Annotated in this window: 23 protein-coding genes; 19 read left to right on the top strand and 4 right to left on the bottom strand. The window is 66.7% G+C overall.

The features are described 5' to 3' along the window. From ftsW to dnaE, 13 genes are all read left to right on the top strand, one after another. The gene (gene ftsW, locus BM372_RS16965; RefSeq protein ID WP_090956625.1) at positions 1 to 1,533 is read left to right on the top strand and encodes a putative lipid II flippase FtsW; all 1,533 of its coding nucleotides are present in this window, start codon (positions 1 to 3) and stop codon (positions 1,531 to 1,533) included. A 10-nt stretch (positions 1,534 to 1,543) separates the two neighbouring features. After that, the gene (gene murG, locus BM372_RS16960; RefSeq protein WP_090956624.1) at positions 1,544 to 2,683 is read left to right on the top strand and encodes an undecaprenyldiphospho-muramoylpentapeptide beta-N-acetylglucosaminyltransferase; all 1,140 of its coding nucleotides are present in this window, start codon (positions 1,544 to 1,546) and stop codon (positions 2,681 to 2,683) included. 4 nt (positions 2,684 to 2,687) lie between these two features. Beyond that, positions 2,688 to 4,088 (top strand): UDP-N-acetylmuramate--L-alanine ligase, encoded by a 1,401-nt coding sequence (gene murC, locus BM372_RS16955; protein ID WP_090956623.1) that lies wholly within the window; start codon positions 2,688 to 2,690, stop codon positions 4,086 to 4,088. Continuing rightward, positions 4,081 to 4,971, top strand: a complete 891-nt coding sequence (locus tag BM372_RS16950) for a cell division protein FtsQ/DivIB (protein ID WP_090956622.1) — start codon at positions 4,081 to 4,083, stop codon at positions 4,969 to 4,971. Before murC ends, BM372_RS16950 begins: the two co-directional genes overlap by 8 nt. Positions 4,972 to 5,154: 183 nt before the next feature. Beyond that, positions 5,155 to 6,372 carry a cell division protein FtsZ gene (gene ftsZ / locus BM372_RS16945; RefSeq protein WP_090956621.1) on the top strand — a complete coding sequence of 406 codons (1,218 nt, stop codon included), beginning with the start codon at positions 5,155 to 5,157 and terminating at the stop codon, positions 6,370 to 6,372. A 131-nt stretch (positions 6,373 to 6,503) separates the two neighbouring features. Next, complete coding sequence (locus tag BM372_RS16940) at positions 6,504 to 7,277, top strand: purine nucleoside phosphorylase YfiH/LACC1 family protein (RefSeq protein ID WP_090956620.1); 774 nt, start codon at positions 6,504 to 6,506, stop codon at positions 7,275 to 7,277. Then, entirely contained in the window at positions 7,261 to 8,058 is a 798-nt protein-coding gene (locus BM372_RS16935; RefSeq protein WP_090956619.1) for a YggS family pyridoxal phosphate-dependent enzyme, read from the top strand. Before BM372_RS16940 ends, BM372_RS16935 begins: the two co-directional genes overlap by 17 nt. 87 nt (positions 8,059 to 8,145) lie before the next feature. Beyond that, positions 8,146 to 8,676, top strand: coding sequence for a cell division protein SepF (locus tag BM372_RS16930; RefSeq protein ID WP_090956618.1), 531 nt, complete (start codon positions 8,146 to 8,148; stop codon positions 8,674 to 8,676). Between the two features lie 136 nt (positions 8,677 to 8,812). After that, positions 8,813 to 9,121, top strand: a complete 309-nt coding sequence (locus tag BM372_RS16925) for a YggT family protein (protein WP_090956617.1) — start codon at positions 8,813 to 8,815, stop codon at positions 9,119 to 9,121. A gap of 168 nt (positions 9,122 to 9,289) precedes the next feature. Beyond that, positions 9,290 to 9,988: a DivIVA domain-containing protein gene (locus BM372_RS16920; protein ID WP_090956616.1), complete on the top strand. Its 699-nt coding sequence runs from the start codon at positions 9,290 to 9,292 to the stop codon at positions 9,986 to 9,988. 150 nt (positions 9,989 to 10,138) lie between these two features. Then, positions 10,139 to 10,717, top strand: coding sequence for a signal peptidase II (lspA, locus tag BM372_RS16915; protein WP_090956615.1), 579 nt, complete (start codon positions 10,139 to 10,141; stop codon positions 10,715 to 10,717). Next, positions 10,710 to 11,657, top strand: coding sequence for an RluA family pseudouridine synthase (locus BM372_RS16910; RefSeq protein ID WP_090956614.1), 948 nt, complete (start codon positions 10,710 to 10,712; stop codon positions 11,655 to 11,657). Before lspA ends, BM372_RS16910 begins: the two co-directional genes overlap by 8 nt. 60 nt (positions 11,658 to 11,717) lie before the next feature. After that, entirely contained in the window at positions 11,718 to 15,275 is a 3,558-nt protein-coding gene (gene dnaE / locus BM372_RS16905) for a DNA polymerase III subunit alpha (RefSeq protein WP_090956613.1), read from the top strand. 7 nt (positions 15,276 to 15,282) lie between these two features. Here the strand turns inward: dnaE and BM372_RS16900 are convergent, their stop codons facing one another. After that, complete coding sequence (locus tag BM372_RS16900; RefSeq protein ID WP_177236052.1) at positions 15,283 to 15,741, bottom strand: flavin reductase family protein; 459 nt, start codon at positions 15,739 to 15,741, stop codon at positions 15,283 to 15,285. A gap of 196 nt (positions 15,742 to 15,937) precedes the next feature. Here BM372_RS16900 and BM372_RS16895 point away from each other — a divergent pair, with 196 nt between their 5' ends. The 3 genes from BM372_RS16895 to nrdR all read left to right on the top strand — a co-directional run bounded on the left by BM372_RS16895 (position 15,938) and on the right by nrdR (position 18,587). Beyond that, on the top strand, positions 15,938 to 16,519 hold the full coding sequence (locus BM372_RS16895; RefSeq protein ID WP_090956611.1) for a hypothetical protein: 582 nt from the start codon (positions 15,938 to 15,940) through the stop codon (positions 16,517 to 16,519). Positions 16,520 to 16,549: 30 nt separating this feature from the next. After that, positions 16,550 to 17,935 carry a histidinol dehydrogenase gene (hisD, locus tag BM372_RS16890; protein ID WP_090956610.1) on the top strand — a complete coding sequence of 462 codons (1,386 nt, stop codon included), beginning with the start codon at positions 16,550 to 16,552 and terminating at the stop codon, positions 17,933 to 17,935. A gap of 148 nt (positions 17,936 to 18,083) precedes the next feature. After that, positions 18,084 to 18,587, top strand: coding sequence for a transcriptional regulator NrdR (nrdR, locus tag BM372_RS16885; RefSeq protein WP_090956609.1), 504 nt, complete (start codon positions 18,084 to 18,086; stop codon positions 18,585 to 18,587). Positions 18,588 to 18,802: 215 nt separating this feature from the next. Here nrdR and ppgK read toward each other — a convergent pair whose 3' ends face one another. Both ppgK and map read right to left on the bottom strand, forming a co-directional pair. Beyond that, positions 18,803 to 19,606: a polyphosphate--glucose phosphotransferase gene (ppgK, locus tag BM372_RS16880; protein WP_090956608.1), complete on the bottom strand. Its 804-nt coding sequence runs from the start codon at positions 19,604 to 19,606 to the stop codon at positions 18,803 to 18,805. Between the two features lie 94 nt (positions 19,607 to 19,700). After that, the gene (gene map / locus BM372_RS16875; protein WP_090956607.1) at positions 19,701 to 20,579 is read right to left on the bottom strand and encodes a type I methionyl aminopeptidase; all 879 of its coding nucleotides are present in this window, start codon (positions 20,577 to 20,579) and stop codon (positions 19,701 to 19,703) included. 92 nt (positions 20,580 to 20,671) lie between these two features. Here map and BM372_RS20520 point away from each other — a divergent pair, with 92 nt between their 5' ends. The 3 genes from BM372_RS20520 to ligD all read left to right on the top strand — a co-directional run bounded on the left by BM372_RS20520 (position 20,672) and on the right by ligD (position 24,251). Beyond that, positions 20,672 to 20,836 carry an SPOR domain-containing protein gene (locus tag BM372_RS20520; RefSeq protein ID WP_143111495.1) on the top strand — a complete coding sequence of 55 codons (165 nt, stop codon included), beginning with the start codon at positions 20,672 to 20,674 and terminating at the stop codon, positions 20,834 to 20,836. A gap of 69 nt (positions 20,837 to 20,905) precedes the next feature. Continuing rightward, positions 20,906 to 22,957 (top strand): phage holin family protein, encoded by a 2,052-nt coding sequence (locus BM372_RS16870; RefSeq protein WP_090956606.1) that lies wholly within the window; start codon positions 20,906 to 20,908, stop codon positions 22,955 to 22,957. Positions 22,958 to 23,015: 58 nt separating this feature from the next. After that, complete coding sequence (gene ligD / locus BM372_RS16865; RefSeq protein ID WP_090956605.1) at positions 23,016 to 24,251, top strand: non-homologous end-joining DNA ligase; 1,236 nt, start codon at positions 23,016 to 23,018, stop codon at positions 24,249 to 24,251. A 68-nt stretch (positions 24,252 to 24,319) separates the two neighbouring features. Here ligD and BM372_RS16860 read toward each other — a convergent pair whose 3' ends face one another. Further along, entirely contained in the window at positions 24,320 to 25,078 is a 759-nt protein-coding gene (locus BM372_RS16860; protein ID WP_090956604.1) for an MBL fold metallo-hydrolase, read from the bottom strand. Between the last annotated feature and the right edge of the window lie 94 nt (positions 25,079 to 25,172).

Genomic DNA, 25,172 nt, shown 5'->3' with positions numbered 1-25,172 from the left:
ATGGTCAGCACGCCCACCCGTACGACGGCGGCACAATCGGCCACCGGCCGAAGTACCCGTCGGACCCCCGGCAGCAGCCCGCTCCCGGCGCCTCCAACTGGCGGCAAGACCGCCGTTCCTCCGGCAGTGAGGGTGCGGGCGTGGTGCCGCAGATTCTGGTCCGCACTGGAAGGCAACGGCAAGTCCCGCAATGGATCGACGTATTACCTGATCCTGGGCTCCACCCTTGCCCTGACGGCCATCGGCATCATGATGGTTCTCTCCGCCTCCAGCGTGGAAGCAATCGCGGCGGGGGAGTCGCCGTACTCGGCTGCCCTTAAGCAGGGAATGTTCGCCGGCATCGGCCTGTTCCTCATGTTCCTAATTTCACGGGTGAACGTTGTGTGGTTGAAGCGCGGCGCCTGGATCGCCATCATCGCCGCACTCGTCCTGCTCGGGCTCGTACTGCTCGTCGGCCGCAGCGCCCTCGGCAACAAGAACTGGATCGACGTCGGGCCCTTCACCTTCCAGCCCTCCGAAGCGGCCAAGCTAGCGCTGGCCCTTTGGATGGCGACGGTGCTGGACCGGAAGGCCAGGCTGCTGTCCCAGACCAAGCACGCACTGGTCCCCGTGGTTCCGGGTGCCGCCGCAGTGATCGGGCTTATCCTGATGGGCAACGACCTCGGCACTGCCATGATCGTCATGATGATCATGGCAGCGGCCCTGTTCTTTGCGGGCGTGCGGCTGTACCTGTTCGGCATCGCCGGGGTGGTGACGGTCGTCGGAGTCGCCATCGCGGCGATCACCAGTCCCAACCGGGTCTGCCGCATCCTCTCCTGGACCGGCCAGACCTGCGCGGACGGCTCGGACCTGAGCTACCAGTCCACCAACGGCCTCTACGGACTGGCCTCCGGCGGCTGGTTCGGCGTGGGTCTGGGCCAGAGCCGGCAAAAGTACAGCTGGATCCCGGAAGCCCACAACGACTTCATCTTTGCCATCATCGGCGAGGAACTCGGACTGGTAGGCACGCTCGTCGTCCTGGTGCTGTTCGCCATCCTGGGCGCCGCCATTTACCGGGTGGTCGTAGCCCAGAAGGACATGTTCCACCGCGTGCTGGCCGGCACCATCATGGTCTGGCTGCTGGGCCAGGCCACCGTCAACATGGCTGTGGTCACCGGCCTGGCGCCCGTGATCGGCGTCCCGCTGCCCTTCATCTCCTACGGCGGCTCCGCCCTGCTGATGTCGCTGTGCGCCGTCGGCGTAGTCCTCTCCCTGGCCCGGGTCCAGATGGCTCCAAGCATGCAGCCCAAGAAGATGCTCAGGTTCGGCCCGGCCGCCTTTGCGACCTCGCTGCGGAGGGCCCGCGTTGCCAGGGCGGCGGCGAAGGCATCCGGCAAGCCCGGCAGGAACCCGGCGCGGAGTCCAGCCAAGAATGCAGCCTCCAAAAATCCCGCAGCCAGGAACGCTGCTTCCAAGAGCTCAGCCACCAAGAACGCCGCCCCCAAGAGTCCCGTAGCCACGAGCGCTGCTTCCAAGAACCGCACGAAAGCGTAAACAGCCCTTTATGAACACCGAGTCGCCCTTGTCCGTGGTCCTCGCCGGCGGCGGAACCGCCGGTCACATTAGCCCGCTGCTGGCCATTGCCGGCGCCCTCCGGCAATCCCGGCCGGAGGTGAAGCTGCTGGCAGTCGGCACGCCCGGCGGAATGGAAGCGCGCCTGGTCCCGGCAGCCGGACTGGACCTGGTTACCATCAGCAGGGTCCCGCTGCCCCGCAAGCCGTCCGCAGACCTGCTCCGTCTCCCCGGACGCCTGGCCGGGGCAGTGAAGCAGGCGACCGCCATCCTGGACGATGCCGGGGCCGATGTCCTCGTGGGGGTCGGCGGCTATGTCTGCACGCCGATGTACCTGGCGGCCCGCCGGCGCAAGATCCCGATCGTGGTCCACGAGGCCAACACCCGCCCCGGCCTGGCGAACCGTGTGGGCGCCTTCCTGGGTGCCCACGTGGCCGTCGCCTTTGCCGCGACCAAGCTCGGCAGCGCACGGCACGTGGGCATGCCCATGCGTCCGGAGATTTCCGGCCTCGACCGCGCCGCTGCCCGCGCCGGGGCGCGGCAGGTGCTGGGACTCGACCAGGACAAACCGACGCTGGTGGTCACCGGCGGGTCCTCGGGCGCCCAAAGCATCAACCGCTCACTCGCCGCGGCGGTCGGGGCCCTCGCCGACTCCGGCGTCCAGACGCTGCACATCACCGGCCGCGGCAAGTCCGTGCACGACGCCGACGGCAAGCCGCTCACCGCACCGGGCTACCGGCAGGTCGAATACGTCGACGGCATGGAAACCGTGTACGCCGCGGCTGACCTGCTGCTCGCCCGTGCCGGCGCCGCGACCGTCTGCGAGGTGGCCGCGGTGGGCGTGCCCGCCGTCTTCGTCCCCCTGCCCATCGGCAACGGCGAGCAGGCGCTGAACGCCGCGGGCCTCGTGGCCGCCGGCGGCGCCTTGCTCGTAGACGACAAGGAATTTTCCGCCGACTGGATCCGCGAGCACATCATCCCGGCGCTGCTGGACAAGGAGCGGTTGGCCGGGATGGCCGCCAGCTCCCGGCAGCTTGGCATCAGGGACGCGGACCGGCGCATGGCCGATCTCATCCTCGAAGTCGCGTCCTCAGCCCAGCAAAGCAGGTCCCAGCATGTCAGGAAGCAGTAGAGCAATGACCCAGCCCCAGCACGGCGCGCGTTCTTTGGAATCCCTCGGCCGCGTGCACTTCATCGGCATTGGCGGCGTCGGCATGTCCGCCGTCGCCCGCATCATGGTTGCACGCGGCATTCCGGTCACCGGCTCGGATGCGAAGGCGTTGCCCGTCATGGCTGACCTTGCGGCCGCCGGGGCCCGGATCGCCGTGGGCTATGGTCCCGGCAACCTCGGCGACGCCCAGACCGTGGTGGCTGGCTCCGCGATCCGGCCGGACAACCCTGAGCTCGCAGCGGCCCGCGCCGCCGGGCTGCCGGTGCTGCACCGCTCCGAGGCCCTCGCCGCCACCATGGCGGATGACACCGTAGTGGCCGTCGCCGGAACCCACGGCAAGTCCACCACGACTTCCATGATCACCGTGCTGCTGCAGGGCGCCGGACTGGACCCGTCCTTCGCCATCGGCGCCAACGTTCCGGCGCTCGGCGTCAACGCGGCGAACGGCACCTCCGGGGTCTTCGTGGCCGAGGCCGACGAGTCGGACGGTTCCTTCCTGAACTACCGGCCGACGATCGCCGTGGTGACCAACGTCGAGCCGGACCACCTCGACTTCTACGGCACCGCCGAGGCCGTCTACGCCTCCTTCGACAGCTTCACGGCCCTGCTTCCGTCCGACGGCGTCCTGGTGGCCTGCGCGGACGACCCCGGAGCCAGGGCCCTCGCCCAGCGCACCCTGCAACGCGGCAACACCCGGGTGGTCCTCTACGGGACGGCGGCGGACGCCGCTGTCCGGTTGGACGATGCCGGACCGGGCCGGATCGGGATCACGACGACGGCGGGCACCTTCGGGGTCGAGCTCCAGGTCCCGGGCCGGCACAACGCGCTGAACGCGGCGGCCGCGTTCGCCGTTGCGATCGAACTCGGTGTGGACCCGGAGAAGGCGGCAGGGGCACTGGCGCACTTTTCCGGCGCCTCGCGCCGCTTCGAGTTCAAGGGCGAAGGGCGCGGCGTCCGCGTCTACGATGATTACGCCCACCATCCCACGGAAGTCCGCGCCGCCTTGTCCGCCGCACGGTCCGTTGCCGGGCAGCACAAAGTGCACGTTCTCTTCCAGCCCCACCTCTTTTCCCGGACCCGCGAATTTGCCCGTGAATTCGCCGAAGCGCTCAACGCGGCGGACACAGCCCTGGTCCTGGACATCTACCCGGCCCGGGAAGATCCCATTCCGGGCGTCACGAGCGGGTTGATTGCCGAGCACCTAGGGTCCGGCGGCAGCCTTGTAGGTCCCGGCGCGGAGGCGGTTCAGGCGCTGCTCGCGGCCGCCGGGCCGGGGGACATCGTGCTCACTGCCGGCGCGGGCGACGTCACGGCCTACGGACCGCAGATCGTCGACGCCCTGACGGTCGAGGCCGCCGGTGGCTAGCACCCGGCGCCCGACCTACCGGGCCGGATCCAAGGCAGGAACCGGCTCCCGGCCGTCGTCGGGTGGAACCGGCACGGACGTCATTTCGGCGTCCAAGAACGCCGGGGACACCGGAAGCGGTCCGGGCCGCAACCCGCAGCCGGCGCCAGAGCACGGTTCCGGCCAGGTGCTGTCCTTCCCCGAGCCGAAAGGCAAGCGGCGCAGGCGCATCCTGCTCGGCACCATCGGCGTTGTTGCCGTGCTGATGGCGGCAATCGTCGCGGCCGCCGTCTACTCGCCCGTGCTGGCCTTGCGGACAGTCACCGTGCAGGGCACCAAGCTGTTGGGCGCCGATCGGGTCCAATCCGCCCTCGCACCGCTGAAGGGCAGACCACTTCCGCAGGTCAGCGAAACGGACGTCACCGCCCTCCTGAAGCCGCTGGTCCAGATCAAGGACGTTCGGGTGCGGGCGCTGCCGCCCTCCACCCTGCACGTGGACGTCACGGAACGGATCCCGGTCGCCCTGGTCAAGCAGGGTCAGACGTACCAGCTGGTGGATGTCGAGGGGGTCCAGCTCAGCACCACCAAGGATGCCGCCTCGGTCTCGCTCCCGGTGATCGACGGCGGCGGCGGGACGCTTCCGAAAGACCTGTTCCAAGCCATCACCGCGGTGCTGGGAGCGCTGCCGGCGGATGTGCTGGCGCGGCTCTCCAACGCTTCTGCCGGGTCTGCCGACGCCGTCGAACTCAAGCTCGTGGACGGGCAGACGATCCTTTGGGGCAACGCGGGGGAGAAGGTGTTGAAGGCGCGCGTCCTCGCGGCCCTTCTGAAGGTGCCCGCAGACCCCAAGAATCCAGTGAAGGTCTACGATGTCAGCGTGCCCAGGCACCCTGTCACCCGGTAGCCTTTTGCCCGGTATTCGCGCGACACGCGGCGCCGGTCATTGAATGTCCCCGGCAGAGCAAATACCGTCACAGACATGAGTTACTTGACATAACTATAACCTTCAAGTCGAAGGTTAAGGTTCAAAGCTTCAAGCACCGCTCGATAAGTTTTCGCATCAGTACACGAACAAGGGACACGTAACGTGGCAGCTCCGCAGAATTACTTGGCCGTCATCAAGGTCGTCGGCATCGGCGGCGGTGGCGTGAACGCAGTCAACCGCATGATCGAGGTCGGTCTTCGCGGCGTCGAATTCATCGCCATCAACACCGATGCCCAGGCGTTGCTGATGAGTGATGCCGACGTCAAGCTCGACGTCGGGCGTGAGCTGACCCGTGGGCTCGGTGCTGGCGCGAACCCTGAGGTCGGCCGCCAGGCAGCGGAGGACCACGCCGACGAAATCGAAGAGGTCATCCGGGGCGCAGACATGGTCTTCGTCACGGCCGGCGAAGGCGGCGGGACCGGCACCGGCGGCGCGCCTGTCGTGGCCCGGATTGCCCGCTCCCTCGGTGCCCTGACGATCGGCGTCGTGACGCGTCCCTTCACCTTCGAAGGCCGCCGGCGTGCCGGCTCCGCCGAGGCCGGTATCGACGCCCTCCGGGACGAAGTCGACACCCTGATCGTGATCCCGAACGACCGCCTGCTTTCCATCAGCGACCGCAACGTCTCCGTTCTGGACGCGTTCCGCTCCGCCGACCAGGTCCTGCTGTCCGGTGTCCAAGGCATCACCGACCTCATCACGACACCGGGCCTGATCAACCTCGACTTCGCCGACGTCAAGTCCGTCATGCAGGGCGCCGGTTCCGCGCTCATGGGCATCGGTTCGGCCCGCGGAGAAGACCGGGCTGTCAAAGCCGCCGAACTCGCCATCGCCTCCCCGCTGCTGGAAGCATCGATCGACGGCGCCCACGGCGTCCTGCTGTCCATCCAGGGCGGCTCGGACCTCGGCCTCTTCGAAATTAACGAGGCGGCCCGCCTCGTCCAGGAAGTCGCCCACCCGGAGGCCAACATCATCTTCGGCGCCGTGATCGATGACGCCCTCGGCGACGAGGCGCGCGTCACGGTCATCGCCGCGGGCTTTGACGACGTCAAGGCCACTTCTCCGTCCATGGACCAGTCCCTGCCGGCCGCGCCGCCGCGGCCTGCAACCGCGGCCCCGGCTCCGGCACAGGCGCCCGCCTCGGCCCAGGTCCAGCCCCTGCACGCGGCCGTCGGTGCCTCCGGCTACGGCGGCTGGGGCCAGCAGCGCCCCTCGGCCGTACCGGCCGACTCGGGCTTCGACGTCGACCTGCCGGCCGTCGTGGAGCCGGACCTGTCCGGCCGCCACTCCGACGACCTGGACGTCCCGGACTTCCTCAAGTAACCCGACTTCCTCAGCAAAACGTCCGGCTACAGCATGGCACCGCCGTCCGGCGGTGCCATGCTGCTTTCCGCCGGGTTACGGTGGAACGTATGAACGCAAGAATTTCGGATACGTCGACGGCGGTGTTGTGATTGTTTTCCTGGCGGGCTGAAGTCCGGCCCGGCGTCTGGGTTGCTTTCACCGACGCCGGAGCCGGGAACCTGGCGCTCCATGTGGGCGATGACCCCGCGGCGGTCCGGCGGCGGCGCGCGGAGCTCGAGCAGGCCGCGGGACTGGGCGGGCGCTCGTTCCGGTATATGAACCAGGTCCACGGCAATGACGTCGCCACCATCAGCGCAGGCACCGCCACCGCAGGTGCTGCAACCGTGCCGGCGGCGGACGTCCAGACGGCCCCCACCGCCGATGCCATGGTCTCCCTGACAGAACCGCTGGCCGTTATGGTGGCCGACTGCGTGCCGGTGGTACTGGTCGGCGACGGCCCGTCCGGGGCCCCGGTCCTGGGCGTGGTGCACGCCGGACGGCCCGGTGTGGCCACCGGGATATTGCCGGCCGCCGTCGCGCGCTTACGCGAACTCGGTGCCGGCCGGATCGGCGCCTGGGTGGGGCCAAGCATTTGCGGGCGCTGCTACGAGGTTCCCGACGGATTGCGCTCTGACGTGGCCGCCGCCGTCCCGGCTACGTGGACCACCACGTCCACCGGCACCCCGGGCCTGGACCTGCCGGCAGGCGTGCGGAGCCAGCTGGAAGCGGCGGACGTCGCCATCGAATACGCCGGGGGCTGCACCCTGGAAGATGACACCCTGTTCTCCTACCGCCGCAACAGGAACACGGGCCGCTTCGCCGGTCTGGTGTGGACGAACGCGGCGCACGGGAAGGGAGCACACGGCCATGACCAGGCAGACTGAGGGCTTGGGCGCAGGCATCCCGGCGAGGCCGGGGGAGGACCCAGAGGGGCTCGAAGGACCACGGCTGGCTCAGCTGGGGACGAACCTCACGGCAGTACGCCGCCGCATTGACGCAGCGCTGGCCGCTGCCGGCCGGCAGGGCACGCCGCCCCGCCTGATCGTCGTCACCAAGTTCCACCCGGCCCAGGACGTCCGGCGGCTCGCATCGCTGGGGGTTACCGACGTCGGGGAAAACCGGGACCAGGAGGCTGCGGACAAGGCAGCGCAGCTTCCGGACCTCGGACTGCGCTGGCACTTCATCGGCCAGCTCCAAAGCAACAAGGCCAAATCGGTCGTCAAATATGCCGGGGCCGTGCATTCCGTGGACCGGCCCGGCCTCGCTGCCGCACTCGCCAAAGCGATGGCCGTCGAAAGTGACCGGACAGGCCGGCCGCCGCTGGACTGTTTCATCCAGGTCAGCCTGGCCGATGACGCGGGAGAGGCATCGGCGGCGCACCGCGGCGGCGCGGCCCCGGCAGATGTCCCCGCACTGGCCGAACAGCTGGCGGCAGCAGCAGGGCTGCGGCTGGCGGGCGTCATGGCCGTCGCCCCGCTCGGGGCGGATCCGGCGGCCGCCTTCGAGAAGCTGGCAGGCATTTCCGGGCACCTGAGCTCACAATTTCCCGATGCCACGGCAATCTCCGCCGGCATGAGCCAGGACCTTGAACAGGCCATACGCTTCGGGGCGACACACCTGCGCATTGGCTCCGATATTCTCGGTCCGCGTCCGGACCTGCGGTAAGTTCGACGTATTGGAAGGTAATGGCGGGGATTCCAAGGCTGTCGAGTCATTAAGCGGCCCGCTTACGGACAAGATGAGGAGTCGACCATGGCTGGCGCGCTGCGCAAGACAATGATCTATCTTGGGCTCGCCGACGGCGACGAACACTACGAGTCTGAGCACCCCACACCGCACAAGGATGAGGACGAATCCATGGAGCAGGACCGCGAGGAACGCCGCGCGCCGGCGCCCGTCCGCGAGGTCCCCCGGGAAGAGCCCCACCCCGCTGAAGAGGAATATCGCGCACCTGTGACACCCATCAAGCGTGCGGCATCGAGCCGCGAAGAGACCACCGGACTCCGGCAGATCACCACCATCCATCCGCGGTCCTACAACGACGCCAAACTCATCGGCGAAAGTTTCCGCGACGGCATCCCCGTCATCATGAACGTCACGGACATGGGCGAAGCTGACGCCAAGCGCCTCGTGGACTTCTCGGCGGGCCTGGTTTTCGGCCTCCGCGGCAGCATCGAACGCGTGACCAACAAGGTCTTCCTGCTCTCGCCGTCGTACATCGAAGTCATTGGCGATGACAAGAAGGCCAGCGAGACGCAGGCGAGTTTCTTCAACCAAAGCTAAGCCGGATATTGCGCACGGATGCCAGGCGGGGACACCCGCCTGGCATCCGCGCGCAATTATCCGTGTTGAAATAGAAGGAACACTTTCCTTAGGACACTGCGGTATCCGGAATGAACATGGAGATATGAGTTAGCTCATGGGAATTGTTTTCGGGCTCGTCTATATCGCTCTGTTGCTTTTTTTCGTGGCACTGATCATCCGCCTGGTCTTCGACTGGGTGCAGATGTTTGCCCGGAGCTGGCGGCCGCGCGGGATGGCACTCGTTACCGCGCACGCTGTGTATTCGGTCACGGACAAGCCCCTGAAGCTGCTCCGTCGCCTCATCCCGCCGCTGCGGCTGGGCGGAATGTCGCTCGACATCGGATTCCTGCTGCTGTTCGTCGCCGTCAGCGTGGCCATGTGGGTCGTCAAGGGCCTGGTATACGCCCAGCCGATCGCAGCCTGAGACGCAGCAGCAACCAAGGGCAGGCGGCTGAGCTGGGCCGACGCCGATACTGCTAGAAACTCCGGTTTGACACTGCGGTGTTGAATTAGAGGAACCAGACCATATTTAGGTACCGTAGTTTTGACGGCCGGAAGGCCTACTGACTAACTAGACCAACGAGGTGACCAGATGGCTTTGACGCCAGAAGACGTTGTCAACAAGCGCTTTCAGCCGACCAAGTTCCGCGAAGGCTACGACCAGGACGAGGTTGACGACTTCCTGGACGAGATCGTCGTCGAACTGCGACGCCTGAACCAGGAGAACGACGAGCTGCGCAAGAAGCTCGCGGAATCCGGCGCCGGCACGCCTGCCAGCTCCGCAGCCGCCGCACCCGTGGTGGAAAAGGTCCCGGCGCCCGTCAAGGCCGAAAAGGAAGACACCGCCAAGGCCGAGGCCGAGGCCAAGGCAAAGGCGGCCGCCGAAGCCGCCAAGAAGAAGGAAGCCGAGCAGGCTGCCGCTGCCAAGGCAGCGCAAGCAGCCGAACCGGCCCGCGCCGCCGCCACCCCGGCCTCCGAATCCGCCGCCGGCCTGCTGGCCATGGCGCAGCAGATGCACGACAAGCACGTCGCCGACGGCGAGCAGCAGCGGGACAAGATCATCGCCGAAGCCCAGATCGAGGCCAGCAGCCTCGTCAACGACGCCCAGGAAAAGTCCCGCAAGATCCTCGGTGCCCTCGAACAGCAGCGCTCCGTCCTGGAACGCAAGGTTGAGCAGCTGCGCGGCTTCGAGCGCGACTACCGCTCACGCCTGAAGGCCTACATCGAAGGTCAGCTGCGTGACCTCGACGCCCGAGGCTCCGTTGCCGCTCCTGAGGTCGAAGCCAGCTAGGGCAAAAAGCCAAGTATTCTGAAAGCCGGTGGCTGAGGACTCCTCGGCCGCCGGCTTTTCCGTTTCCCCTGCACCGCCACCGGTTTTCGGTGCGCAGCGCTGGCCGGCACCACGCCCCGGTCCCCGTATTGGCTCCTGAACGAAAGCCCTATGACTGACGAACCATCACCAGACGCCACGCACCCCGCCGCGGACGTCCCGCCCATGCACGCCCGGCCGCGCCGGGCAAAGCTGTATGTATTGTTCGCTGCCTTCGCCGTGTTCGCCTACGTGTTCGACCAGCTGACCAAGCTCTGGGTCACGAGCACCATGACCGAGGGCGAGCGGATCCCCGTGCTGCCGCCGCTGCTGCACTGGTTCTACATCCGCAACTCCGGCGCCGCGTTTTCGATCGGCGAGAACGTCACCTGGGTGTTCACCATCATCATGGCGGCCGTGTCCGTCGCGATCCTGCTGCAGCTGCGCAAGCTGGGCTCCCTCTGGTGGGCGCTGGCGCTCGGGCTGCTGCTCGGCGGCGCCCTGGGCAACCTGACGGACCGGCTCTTCCGCGAGCCGTCCTTCGCCATGGGCCACGTGGTGGACTTCATCCAATTGCCGAACTTCGCGATCTTCAACATCGCCGATTCTGCCGTTGTCTCCGCCGTGGTGATCATCTGCCTGCTCACCCTCCGGGGGATCTCCCTGGACGGTTCGCGCCACACGAAGGACACGGTGGCCAAGGATGCCTGAGAATGCCGCTGGGGTGCACAGGCAATTCACCGTCCCCGAGGAGCTTGCCGGCGCCCGCGTGGACGCCGGCCTGTCCCGACTTATGGACATCTCCCGATCCCAGGCGGCAGCCCTGATCGCCGAGGGCAACGTCAGCAGCAACGCCAAGAGGGTCGGTAAATCGCTCAAGCTGGCGGCCGGCACCGTGCTGGACGTCGTGGTGCCGGACCGGCGGGACCCCCTGGAAATCGTGGAGGAAGTAGTGGACGGCCTTAACATCCTGCTGGACGATGACGAGTTCGTAGTCATCGACAAACCGGTCGGCGTCGCGGCCCACCCCTCACCAGGCTGGGTGGGGCCCACGGTGGTCGGAGGCCTGGCCGGACTCGGTTACCGGATTTCGACGTCGGGGGCACCCGAACGCGCCGGAATCGTCCACCGGCTCGACGTCGGGACCTCCGGCGTCATGGTGGTCGCCAAGACCGAGAACGCGTACACCGTACTCAAGCGGGCCTTCAAGGACCGCACCGTGGACAAGGTCTACCACGCCGTCGTCCAGGGCTTGCCGGATCCGCTGGCGGGCACCATCGACGCGCCCATCGGCCGGCACCCGGGCCACGACTGGCGGTTCGCCGTGATCGAGGACGGTCGCGACTCCGTCACCCACTACGAGGTCCTGGAGGCCTTTGGGAAGGCCTCACTGGTGGAGGTGCACCTGGAAACGGGACGCACCCACCAGATCCGCGTGCACTTTTCCGCCCTCCGCCACCCCTGCGCCGGCGACCTGACCTACGGCGCGGACCCGCGGCTGGCCGCCACCCTTGGACTGACCCGGCAGTGGCTGCACGCCCGCGAGCTGTCCTTTGACCACCCGCGGACGGGGGAGCGGGTCACCGTGACCAGCGAGTATCCACAGGACCTGCAGTATGCGCTGGAGGTCCTGGAGTCCGGAAAGGCCTGAGCGCCCGGGGCCGGGCTGTGCCTGCACGCCGCTGTCGTGGCTCGGCACTAGAATAGTCCGGTGACTTCCAGCAACGACTCGTTTGTCCATCTCCATAACCACACCGAGTACTCGATGCTGGACGGCGCCGCCCGGCTCGGTGAGCTGTTCGACGAAACCGAGCGGCTCGGCATGCCGGCCCTCGCCACGACGGACCACGGCTACCTGTTCGGCGCCTTCGACTTCTGGAAACGGGCAACCGACAAGGGCATCAGGCCCATCATCGGCGTCGAAGCCTATGTGGCCCCCGGGACTGCGCGCACGGACAAGACCCGCGTGCGGTGGGGTGAGGAGCACCAGCGCAAGGATGACGTCTCCGGCGGTGGCTCATACACGCACATGACCCTGCTCAGCTACAACAACGTGGGCATGCGGAACCTCTTCCGGGCCTCGTCGATTGCCTCCTTGGACTCGGTCTTCGGCAAGTGGCCGCGGCTGGATCGTGAGCTGCTGAACACCTACTCCGAAGGGCTCATCGCCACCACCGGTTGCCCGTCCGGCGAGGTCCAGACCCGGCTGCGGCTTGGCCAGTACCGGGAGGCCCTCGAGGCCGCCGCCGAGTTCCGCGACATCTTCGGCGCCGAGAACTACTTCTGCGAACTCATGGACCACGGGCTGGACATCGAGCGCCGCGTCACCGGAGACCTCCTGCGTCTGGCCAAGGAACTGAACCTTCCCCTCGTGGCCACGAACGACCTCCACTACACCCACGAGCACGACGCCAAGGCGCACGAGGCCCTGTTGGCCATCCAGTCCGGCTCAACCCTCCTGGAGCCCACGTACGACAACGGAGGCTCGCGCTTCGCCTTCTCCGGCAGCGGGTACTACCTGAAGTCGCCGCAGGAGATGCGGGAGCTCTTCCGCGACCACCCGGAGGCCTGCGACAACACCCTGCTGATCGCCGAACGCTGCGAGGTGTCCTTCAACACGGGCGCCAACTACATGCCCCGGTTCCCCTGTCCGGAAGGGGAGGACGAAACCTCCTGGCTGGTGAAGGAAGTCGATAAGGGGCTCCAATACCGCTATCCCAAGGGCATCCCGGACAAGGTCCGCAAGCAGGCCGACTATGAGCTGGATGTCATCACCTCCATGGGCTTCCCCGGCTACTTCCTCGTGGTGGCCGACTTCATCAACTGGGCCAAAAACAACGGCATTCGGGTGGGTCCTGGCCGTGGCTCCGGTGCAGGCTCCATGGTGGCGTACGCCATGCGCATCACCGATCTTGATCCGCTGCACCACGGCCTGATCTTCGAGCGCTTCCTCAACCCGGACCGCGTCTCCATGCCTGACTTCGACGTCGACTTCGATGACCGGCGCCGCTCCGAAGTGATCGACTATGTCACGCGCAAATACGGCGACGAGCGTGTGGCGATGATCGTCACCTACGGCACCATCAAGACCAAGCAGGCCCTCAAAGACTCTTCGCGCGTGCTGGGCTACCCGTTCAGCATGGGCGAGCAGCTGACCAAGGCGCTGCCGCCGGCCGTGATGGCCAAAGACATTCCGCTGGCCGACATTCAGAATCCGCAGTCCAAGCGCTACAGCGAAGCCGGTGACTTCCGCCAACTGATCAGCACCGACCCGGAGGCTGCGAAAGTCTTCGAGACCGCCCTGGGCATCGAGGGCCTGAAACGGCAATGGGGCGTGCACGCCGCCGGTGTCATCATGTCCTCGGACCCCATCATCGACGTGATTCCGATCATGCGCCGCTTCCAGGACGGCCAGGTCATCACCCAGTTCGACTATCCGACGTCCGAAGGCCTCGGCCTGATCAAGATGGACTTCCTCGGGCTGCGAAACCTGACGATCATCTCCGACGCCCTGGAAAACATCAAAATGAACCGCGGCATCGACCTCGATCTCGAAACGCTGGAGCTGGATGACACGGCGTCCTACGAGCTGCTCGCCCGGGGAGACACGCTGGGCGTTTTCCAGCTCGACGGCGGCCCCATGCGGTCGCTGCTCAAGCTGATGAAGCCTGACAACTTCGAAGACATCTCCGCCGTGCTGGCGCTGTACCGGCCAGGGCCCATGGGCGCCAACGCGCACACCGACTACGCGCTGCGCAAGAACAAGATCCAGGACGTCATCCCGATCCACCCGGAGCTCGAGGAACCGCTCGCGGAAATCCTCGGCGGCACCTACGGGCTGATCGTGTACCAGGAGCAGGTCATGGCCGTGGCGCAGAAGCTCGCCGGCTACACCCTTGGCCAAGCCGACATCCTGCGCCGCGCCATGGGCAAGAAGAAGAAATCCGAGCTGGACAAACAGTTCGCCGGCTTCTCCCAGGGCATGCAGGACAACGGCTACTCCATGGAGGCCGTCAAGACCCTGTGGGACATCCTGCTGCCGTTCTCCGACTACGCCTTCAACAAGGCGCACTCGGCCGCCTACGGCGTCATATCGTACTGGACGGCCTACTTGAAGGCCCACTACGCCCCGGAGTATATGGCCGCGCTGCTCACATCTGTGGGCGATGACAAGGACAAGTCGGCGATCTACCTGAACGAGTGCCGGCGCATGGGCATCACCGTGCTGCCGCCGGACGTCAACGAGTCGGCGCTCAACTTCACCCCGGTGGGCAACGACATCCGCTTCGGCATGGGCGCCATCCGCAACGTCGGCGTCAACGCCGTTGAGGCCATGGTGGCCGCCCGCGCAAGCGAGGGCGCGTACACCTCATTCAAGGACTACCTCATGAAGGTCCCGGCCGTGGTGTGCAACAAGCGCACCATCGAGTCGCTGATCAAGGCGGGCGCCTTCGACTCCCTGGGCCACCACCGCCGGGCCCTGGCCATGATCCACGAAGAAGCGATCGACTCCGTGATCACGCTCAAGCGCAACGAAGCGATCGGGCAGTTCGACTTGTTCGCCGGCTTTGAGGACCAGGAGCCCGAAGCATCGCTCAGCACGGAAATCCCGGACCTGCCGGAATGGGAGAAGAAGGACAAACTGGCGTTCGAGCGCGACATGCTCGGCCTCTACGTCTCCGACCACCCGCTGCAGGGCCTGGAAGGCGTGCTGAGCCAGCACGCCGAGCGTTCGATCACGTCCATCATTGCCGAGGACGGGCCGCCGGACGGTTCGATCGTCACCATCGCCGGCATGATCACCTCGCTGAGCCGCAGGATCGCCAAGGCCAGCGGCAACGCGTACGCCCGGGCCGAAATCGAGGACCTCGCCGGTTCCATGGAGGTCATGTTCTTCGGCCAGGTCTATGGCCCCATCGCCTCGGTGCTGGCCGAAGACCTGATCGTGGTGGTCAAGGGCCGCCTGCAGCGGCGCGACGACGGCGCCGTCACCTTGAACTGCATGGAACTCTCGGTGCCGGACCTGAGCCAGGGCACGGGCGGGCCCTTGGTCATCACGATGGCGACGCACAAGGCCACCGAAGCGGTGGTCACCGAGCTAGGTGATGTGCTGCGCACCCACCGCGGAAATTCCGAGGTCCGGCTGCACCTGCAGGGTGACACCCGGGTGGAAGTCATGGGCCTGCCGGTGCACCTGCGCGTCAACCCGAGCCCCTCCCTGTTTGGCGATCTGAAGGTGCTGCTCGGTCCGACGTGCCTGGATAATTAGGGGGACACTAGATCTCGTAGTCGAGCGGGACGGGCTGGCTGTACGCGCCAGAGTGGTAGAGCAGGGGAGCGCCGTCGCCGCCTACCTGCCCCTCCACCACCTCGACCACCACAACGGCATTGTTCTCGAACGAGAGCCGCATCTGGATCTTGCCGACCAGCCAGCCGGTGACGCCCTTGAGGACCGGTACCTCGTGGGGCCCGAGCTCCCAGTGGTCGCCGTCGAACCGGTTGCCTGCCCGGGCGAAGCGGTCGGCGAGTTCCTGGTTCTCCAGCCCGAGCATGTGCACGCCGATGTAGCTTGTGTTCGCCACGGCCGGCCAGGAGCTCGACGTCCTGGCCATGTTGAAGGTGAAGCGCGGCGGTTTGGCAGAGAGCGAGGCCACGGAGGTCGCGGTGAATCCGAAGGGGACGCCGTCCTGGTTGGCGGTGATGATCGCCACCCCGGCAGCGTGCCGCCGGAACATTTCCTTGAAAGTCCCCTCGAAGATTCCTTCATCTGTGGCCACTGCGATCCGACTCCCTGCTGCACGTGCGTGTTGTCTCTTACCCTGCCAGCGTATTCCGCCGAAGTAAGAGTGGGGCATTTGTTTACGCCCGCCGTCATGTGTTGTCGCGCGGCGTCATACGCCGGGCCGCCAATTCCTTGTTAGCGTTTATTGCATGACACAGCCCGCAGTAGACGGCCCCGCCCAGCATGCCCCGGAGCCAGCCCAGCCCGAACGGCCGTCAGGCACCGGGCGGCCGTCAGGCACCGGGCGCCAGCCCGGCCGGGGCGGGGCGGCATTGGTCAAGGCCGCGCTCATCGCGGCCGCCGGCGTCCCGGTAGGGCTGCTCTGGTGGCTGCTGGCGCCGTCGGGCCTGAACCTGCTGACCGGAAACCCGGACCTCGCCACGGGCACGAACACCGCAACCTGGCTGCCCCGCGACCTCGTCCTGGCCGGGCTGTGCCTGCTCGCCGGGTGCATCGCGGGATCGCTCGTCTCCGGCTCCAAGCACCATCAGCCGACAACCGGCACAGTCCTCCTGGTGGTGTTGGCCGGCGCCGCCGCCGCGCTTCTCGCGTGGGGAACGGGTGTGCTCAGTGCCCAGTTGTGGGGAGCCCCGGCCGACACCTCGGCCAGCGCCAGCGTCGCGTTCTCGCTGCGGTCCTACGCGGTCCTTGCCCTCTGGCCCGCCGCGATTGCCCTGGCCATCTTCTTGGGCAGCCTCTTCCCGGGCTCGGGCGGCAAACCCCGCGCCTGACCGGCACGCGCGGGCACGTAAAATAGTCGGGTGAGCCAAACTCCTGAGCGCCCTGTGACCCCGATTTCCGCCGTCCTCAACTTCCGCACGGTGGACGTGCGCGGCCAGCAACTGTCCCTCGCGGGGCTCCGCGCTGCCGTTCCCCGCGCACAGTCCGGCACCATGGCCGACGCCGAGGACAAGGTCCTGGACATCATCTCGGCCGTCCGCACGCGAGGCTTCGCCGCGCTCCGGGAGCTGGCGCTCACGTTCGACGGCGTGGAACAGACGCACCCCCGCGTCCCGGCGGATGCCCTGCGGGCAGCATTGGCGGGCCTCGATCCGGCCGTGCGGGCAGCGCTTGAGGAGTCCATCAAGCGGGCCCGCGCCTTCGCCGACGCCCAGCGCCCGGCGAACATCGACGTCGAACTGGGCGTCGGCGCCGTCGTCAGCCAGAACTGGGTGCCGGTGGCGCGGGTGGGGCTCTACGTCCCCGGCGGCCTGGCAGTCTACCCGTCCTCGGTGATCATGAACGTTGTCCCGGCCCTGGCCGCCGGCGTCGAATCCATCGCCCTGGCCTCGCCGCCGCAAAAGGACTTCGGCGGTCTGCCGCACCCCACGATCCTGGCAGCGGCATGCCTGCTAGGCATCGAAGAGGTCTACGCGATCGGCGGGGCGCAGGCCATCGCCACATTCGCCTACGGCATCTCCGCGGGCGCATCCGGCGACGGCAGCCTCGCCGGGATTGAGCCCGTGGATGTCGTCACCGGTCCGGGCAACATCTTCGTGGCTACCGCCAAGCGGCTGGTCAAGGGGGTTGTGGGGATCGATTCAGAGGCCGGCACGACGGAGATCGCAATTCTCGCGGATGCCACCGCCAGTCCCGCCCTCGTGGCGGCGGACCTCATCAGCCAGGCCGAGCACGACCCCAAGGCGGCGTCGGTCCTCATCACCGACTCCGAAGCCCTCGCCGCCGACGTCCGCGTCGAACTCGAGCTGCAGGCCGCTGCCACCAAGCACTCCAGCCGCGTGCTCGAGGCACTCTCCGGCCCGCAGTCCGGCGCCGTCCTGGTTGAGGACCTGGAACAGGGCATCGCCGCCTGCAACGCGTATGCCGCGGAACACCTGGAAATCATGACCAAGGATGCCCCCCGGGTGGCGTCCCGGATCCGCAGCGCGGGTGCGATCTTCGTGGGGGACTACAGCCCGGTGAGCCTGGGAGACTACTGCGCTGGGTCCAACCACGTGCTGCCCACCAGCGGCACGGCCGCCTTCTCCTCCGGACTGAACGTGACCACCTTCCTTCGGGCCATCCAGGTGATCAACTACACCCGTTCGGCGCTGGAGCAGGTCAGTGGTCACATCCTCAGCCTCTCGGGCGCGGAAGACCTGCCGGCCCACGGCGAGGCCGTGACGGCACGCTTCGCCAGCCGGTAGCCGCCGCCGCCGACCACTACATGTAGTAATTACAGGCTTGTGATTCAGCTACATCTAGTCGTAAACTAAGGAAAACCGGTGGGTTTGAGACACGCGTTTTGAGGCAAGCGGTTTGAGACGAGCGGTATGAGATAGGGGAGGAATCGACATGTATTGCCCGTTCTGCCGCAACCCTGATTCGCGCGTTGTGGACAGCCGGATTGCCGACGACGGCTCCGCCATCCGCCGCCGCCGGCAGTGCCCCGAATGCGGCCGCCGCTTCACCACCGTCGAAACCACCAGCCTGACCGTTATCAAGCGTTCAGGCGTGGGTGAACCGTTCAGCCGCAGCAAAGTCATCAACGGCGTCCGGAAGGCCTGCCAGGGCCGCCCCGTCACCGAGGACGATCTCGCCATGCTGGCGCAGGAAGTCGAGGAGACGATCCGGGGATCAGGCGCCGCCGAGATCGAGGCGCACGACGTCGGGCTGGCTATCCTCGATCCCTTGCGGCGCCTCGATGAGGTTGCCTACCTCCGGTTCGCCAGCGTTTACCAGGCCTTCGAGTCGCTGGAGGATTTCGAATCAGCGATATCCCTGCTCCGGCACGAGGCCGAATCCAAGGGCCGGGACGGCAAGAGCCCGAAGAAGAGTCCACTCCAGGCGCCGTCGTAAAATCTGGCCTTCTTAAGACGGGCGACCGACCTTAAAAACGGGCGGCCGACTTAGATCTTGGAGCCTGGTGTTGATGTCCCAGGACCGCCACAGACTCCGGTGGTGGCAGCGGAGGGGAAGCCGCAGCCACCACCGGCTCCACTTAAAAAATGAGCTATCACTCCGGGTCGTTCCCCAACGTTCAGAACGACCCGGAGTGATAGCTCATTTGGCGTTTACTTGGCCAGCTTGTGCTTCAGCGCAATCTCGACGGCGGCGCCCACGATGCCGGCGTCGTTCTTCAGTTCGGCCGGGACGATCGGCGTGCGCAACTTCAGGTGCGGCAAGTACTCGTTGGCACGCTTGGAAATGCCGCCACCCACAATGAACAGTTCCGGGGAGAACAGGAACTCCACGTGGGAGAAGTAGCGCTGCAGCAGCACGCTGTACTGCTCCCAGCTGAGGCCGTCGCGCTCACGGGCCACGGCGGAAGCCTTGCTTTCGGCGTCGAAGCCGTCGATTTCAAGGTGCCCGAGTTCGGCGTTGGGAACCAGCTTGCCGTCGAAGATGAAGGCCGAACCGATGCCGGTGCCCAGCGTGATCACCAGCACGGTGCCGTCGATCCCTTCGCCGGCACCGAACCGTGCCTCGGCGAGGCCGGCGGCGTCGGCGTCGTTGATCACCTCCACGGGCCGGCCGAGGCGCGCAGTGAGCATGCCGTCAATGTCGGCCTCCAGCCACGACTTGTCCACATTGGCGGCTGAGTGCACCACACCGTGCTGAATGATGCCCGGGAAGGTAACGCCCACGGGGCTGCTGGCATCGGGGGCGTCGGGGCGGGCGGAGAGCTCGGCGACAACCTGCGCGACGACCTCGGCCACGGAAGCGGGTGTGGAGGGCTGGGGCGTCGGGATGCGCACGCGGTCACCGATCAGCTTGCCCTTCTTGAGGTCCACGATTCCGCCCTTGATACCGGTGCCGCCGATGTCAATGCCGATCAGGGGGGCGTTCTTCTTCGACTTTTCGTCCTTCTTGGCCAATATTATTCCGTTCGTGGCAGGGGCGGGCTAAAGGGGACCGGCGAGGGCCGGCGGGTGAAGACCTGGACCTTCGGGAAGTGCCGTGGAGCGGGAATCAGGGCAGCGTGAGAATCTCAGCGCCGGACTCCGTGACGAGCAGGGTGTGCTCGAACTGTGCTGTGCGCTTGCGGTCGCGGGTCACAACGGTCCAGTCGTCGGCCCACATGTCCCAGTCAACGGTGCCCAAGGTCAGCATCGGCTCGATCGTGAACACCATACCCGTTTCCATGGTGGTGTTGTACGCGGGGGCCGCGTCATAGTGCGGAATGATCAGTCCGGTATGGAAGGCCTCGCCGACGCCGTGGCCGGTAAAGTCGCGGACCACACCGTAACCGAAGCGTTTTGCGTACGACTCGATGGCCCGGCCAATGACGTTGATTTCGCGTCCCGGTGCTACCGCCCGGATCGCGCGGTTCAGGGATTCCTGGGTGCGCTCAACCAGCAGGCGCGATTCCTCGTCCACATCACCGACCAGGAAGGTGTAGTTCGTGTCGCCATGCACGCCCCCGATGAAGGCTGTGATGTCGATGTTGAGGATGTCGCCGTCCTGGACCACCGTGCTGTCCGGAATTCCGTGGCAGATGACCTCGTTGAGCGAGGAGCAGATCGACTTCGGAAAGCCCCGGTATCCGAGGGTCGAGGGGTAGGCGTTGTGGTCCAAGAGGAACTCGTGGCCCACCCGGTCCAGCTGGTCCGTGGTGACGCCGGGTGTGATGTTCTTGCCGACCTCCACGATCGCCTGGGCGGCGATTTTGGCGGCGATGCGGATCTTTTCGATCGTCTCTGCCGACTTGACCTCGGATCCCGTGAATTTTGCCGGGCCCGGCTTGCCCACATATTCAGGACGCGGGATAGCCGGCGGTACGGGACGCTGCGGGCTCACTGTCCCCGGGACCAGAGTGCCGATGGGTGCAGTTGAGGCTAGAGAAGGCATAGATTGATCATATAAGCCGCTGGGCTTGCCCAGAAAAATACAGCCCGGAAAAACAGCAGGAAATCAGCGGGAAAATCAGCGAAGGAGCACCAATGCCCGAGTACTGGTACAACGTCAATACCCACGAGATCGAGGTAGACGCCATGTCCGACTGGAGCCAGCTGATCGGACCCTACAAGACACGTGAAGAAGCCGAACACGCCCTCGAGAAGGTCAAGGCGCGCAACGAAGCCTGGGAGAAGGGCGACGACGACTAGGCGCGGGTCTGATTTTTCTCACCCCGTGAGGGTGAGCGCCAGCCCGCCCGGGACAGCCATACTGGGAAAATGCCGACGAGAGTTGCCCGCACCCGCGGGGTCCGGGTCCCTGACCTGGCGAGGCTGGCGGCTGCCTGGGTGGCCTCGACTGTAGCCCTCATTGTCACCGGCGCTTTGCTGCCGGGGTTCTCGGCAACCAGCTGGTGGGCCTATGCCGCAGTGGCCGCGGCGGCCGGCATCGTCGGCCTGGTCCTCCGCCCTGTGCTCGTGGAGATCTCCGCAAGGGTCGGCTGGCTGGCAGTGCTTCTTACTGCGCTGCTCGGGCAGGCCCTGATCATGTACGTCGCCATCCGCCTCGTGCCCGGCATCGAGTCGACGGTTTGGACCGCCATTGCCGCCACGTGGGTCAGCGCCGTCGTCGGCACGCTCATCTCCTGGGCCACCACGGCCGGTACCGATGACGGCCTCATCACCTCCCTGGCCGGCAGGGCCCGGCGGCAGAAAATCGTGACCGATCCGGAAATTGACGGCATCCTGTTCGTGCAGCTCGATGGTGTCCCCTTCCCGGTGCTGAAGTGGGCCGTCCAATCCGGGGGAGTGCCCCACATCCGGCGCTGGCTGACGGCAGGGGATTACCAGTTCCGCGAATGGACCCCGCAGCTGCCGTGCACCACGCCAGCGAGCCAGCTGGGCATTCTGCACGGCACCGTAGACGGGATCCCTGCCTTCCGGTGGTACGACCGGGAGCTCAACCGGGTCCTGGTGGCCAACCGTCCGGCAGATGCCCGAGTAATAGAGGAAAGGCACAGCAACGGCCAAGGCCTGCTCTGCGACGACGGCGTATCCATTTCAAACCTGTTCACCGGTGACGCGCCCCGATCGCTGATGACCATGAGCCGGGTGGAGGTCCGGCGCGGCTCCACCCAAACGCGCCGGGCGTTCGCCTGGTTTTTCAACTCGCCCAACGGCTTCATGCGCAGCCTCACACGGACTGTCGGGGAGATCCTCAAGGAGCGTTGGCAGGCCCGACGACAGATCAAGCGGAACCTCGATCCGCGGGTGCATCGGGACTGGACGTTCGCCCTGCTTCGGGCAGTCACGAACGGTCTCCTGCGTGACTTGAACACGGCCTTGGTGGCCGAAGAGATGCGCCGTGGCACGAAGAGCATCTATGTCGACTACGTTGACTACGACGAGATCGCCCACCACGCCGGCATGTTCCGGCCCGAGTCGCTCGCCGCCCTGGACGGCTTGGACCGCACGCTGGGATCCCTGGCCCAGCTCGCCGGGTCCGCTCCCCGCCGCTATCGGCTGGTGGTGCTCTCGGACCACGGCCAGTCGCAGGGCACCCCGTTCGCTGACCGCTATGGCCAGGCGCTCGGCGATCTGTGTGCGGACCTCATTCACGAGCACGTTCAGAACGTGGACGCGTCCGTCGAAGGCCTGGGGCGTGCGGACTCCATCGCCGGCGACATCGCTGCTGGCGGGATGGCCGGGAAACTCGCCGTCCGCGCCGACCGGGTGCTGACCAAGGCACAACAGACGCCGGCACAGCAGGCTTCCGGCCCGGGCGACGCCGCCGAGGAACCGGTTGTCGTCCTGGGTTCGGGCAACCTGGGCCTGGTCTACGTGCGGGGTGACCGGCGCTGGACTCTCCAGGCCCTCGATAGCCAGTGGCCAGCCCTGATCCCGGGACTGACTGCCCATGCGGGCGTCGGGTTCGTCGCCGGCATCGATGAAGACGGCCGGGCGTGGGCCATCGGCAGCGGTGGGCGGATTGACCTGGCAAGCGGCGCGGTGGAGGGCATCGACCCCCTGACCCCGTTCGGGCCCCACGCCGCGCGGATGCTCCACCGTGCGCTGATGCACCCCGAGGCACCGGATCTTTACGTCAACAGCACGGTTGATCCGGTGACCGACGACGTCACGGCGTTCGAAGGGCTCGTCGGATCGCACGGGGGACTGGGCGGTTGGCAGGACCGTGCCGTGTTGCTCGGCCCGGCCGACCTCATGGCGGAACTGCCCGAGCGGATAGAAAGTGCCGCTGAACTCCACCTGGTGTTGGTGGCGATGCTCGAGTCCTGTGGCCAGCGCGCCACGACGGCGTTCACCCCTGAGTGACTAACTTCTGACGAACAAACGCCTGCCATGCAGACCACGACAGGGCTATGGTGAGCTTGTGAGTCCAAAGACGAGCCCCGCAGCGGTGCTGGAAATCAACGCCCGCGAGGTGCACATCTCGAATCCCGACAAGGTGGTCTTTCCCGAGCCGGGCCTCACGAAGCTTGATCTCGTCAAGTACTACCTCGCCATCGCCGACGGTGCGCTCCGGGGTGTCGATGGTCGGCCGATGGTACTCAAGCGCTTCGTCAAGGGAATCAGCCAGGAGGCGTTCTTCCAGAAGCGTGCGCCGGAGAAACGGCCGGAGTGGATCGACACCGCCACCTTGCAGTACGCATCAGGCAACTCGGCCGAAGAAGTTGTGGTGCGGGATGCCGCAGCACTGGCCTGGGTGGTGAACCTCGGATGTATCGACCTCAACCCGCATCCCGTCCGGGCCGAGGACCTCGACCACCCAGACGAGCTCCGCGTGGACCTCGATCCCATGCCCGGCGTGGACTGGCGCCAGATTGTCGACGTCGCGATGATCGCCCGGGACGTCCTCACCGACCACGGCCTGGTGGGCTGGGCGAAGACATCCGGCTCCCGAGGCATCCACATTTACGCCCGGATCGAGCCCCGATGGGACTACCGTCAGGTGCGGCTCGCCGCGGAGACGCTCGCCCGGGAGGTCGAACGACGCGCCCCCGGGCTCGCCACCGCCAAATGGTGGAAAGAAGAACGCGGTGAGAGCGTCTTTGTCGACTTCAACCAGAATGCGAAGGACCGGACAGTGGCATCCGCCTATTCGGTGCGCGCTCGCCCGGACGCCCGCGTCTCGACGCCGCTCGACTGGGATGAGGTGCCGGAATGCCGGCCGGAGGAATTTACGGTCCGCACGGTGCCTGAGCGGTTCGCGGAGCGCGGCGACCCGGCATCCGGAATCAACGACGCCGTCGGGAGCCTGGACGCGTTGCTCGCCCTGGCCGACGAACTCGGCCCGGCCGAGAAACCGCCGAAGTCCTCCGATGGGTCGGGACGACGGGCGTCGACAATGCCACTGATCGAGATCGCGCGCGCCAAAACGAAGCCTGAAGCCCTGGAAGGGCTCGAACGGTGGAAGTCGCAGCATAAGGACGTCGTGAAGCTCCTCGAGCCAGCCGACATCCTGGTCGACGGGATGCGAGGCTCCAGTTCGCTCTGGTACCGGATCCGCGTCAACCTCCAGCACGTGCCAGACAAAGAGCGGCCGGAACAAGCCAAACTCGAGGTGGACTACGACCCGTGGGCAAGGAAAGATCCAACAGGTTCGTGAGACAGCGGGTGGAGGGGGTCGGTTTCCTCCCGCCCGCCGTCGAGCGCGCTCGCGGATGAGCGGCCGTCTCACCGGGGCGCCACCCAGGACTCGCCCGGCACCAGGACTACTGCCGTGCAGCCAGGAGCCTGCTCGGCCACGGCGTCAGCAAACCGGTGCCCGGGCCGCTCAAGCCAGCTTCGGGCAAAGAGCGGAACGAAGGGAGGGTGCAGGGTTCCCCAGTGCACCGGTACCCCGAAGCGCGCCCCGCTCATCGCGACAGCCCGGGCGGCGCCCTCCGGCGTCAGATGTCCCGCCGAGAGCTTCGGTCCCCATCCCCAAACCGGCACCAGCGCGACGTCGATTGGCCCGCCGGCCATGGCCGGGAGCGCGGCCATTTCCGGATACAAGCCGGTGTCACCGGCAATCCACACGGTGCCTGATGGGCCCCGGACCAGCTGGCCGTTGGCGTCGTTGGGCCGGTGTGGCATGGGGCGGCTACGATGCTCGGCAGGAACCTGCCGAATCTGGACCCCGCTGCCCACGGAGGTCCAGTCGTCCCCCAGGGGAACGACGTTCATGAGCTTTCGGCTACGCAGCCAGGCGACGTTTGCCGGCGCGCTCATCAGCGCCGCCTCGCCCAGCATGCGGAGGGAGCGCAACTCGGCGTGGTCGTGGTGGAGGTGGGAGAGAAGCACGACGTCCGGCCGGCTCCACAACGTCGGATCCGGCCGCGGTGCCAGGCGCCGCAGCAGCCCGGCATGCGCACGAAGCAACGGATCGGTCAGAACCCGTACCCCGTCGACGTCCAGAACCACCGAGGAGTGGCCGAGCCAAGTGAGCCTCACGTCATACCTTGCCTGGGAATACGGGTCCGGAATTGGCAGCGTTGGCGCGGCGGAGGCCGTTGCCTAGCTCTGGCCTCCGCGTTAGGTCTCCCTG

It is taken from the genome of Arthrobacter sp. ov118 (assembly GCF_900116495.1).
GTDB lineage: Bacteria > Actinomycetota > Actinomycetes > Actinomycetales > Micrococcaceae > Arthrobacter.
The sequence above is the reverse complement of the archived record's forward strand: the minus strand, read 5'-3'. Positions and strand labels throughout refer to the sequence as shown.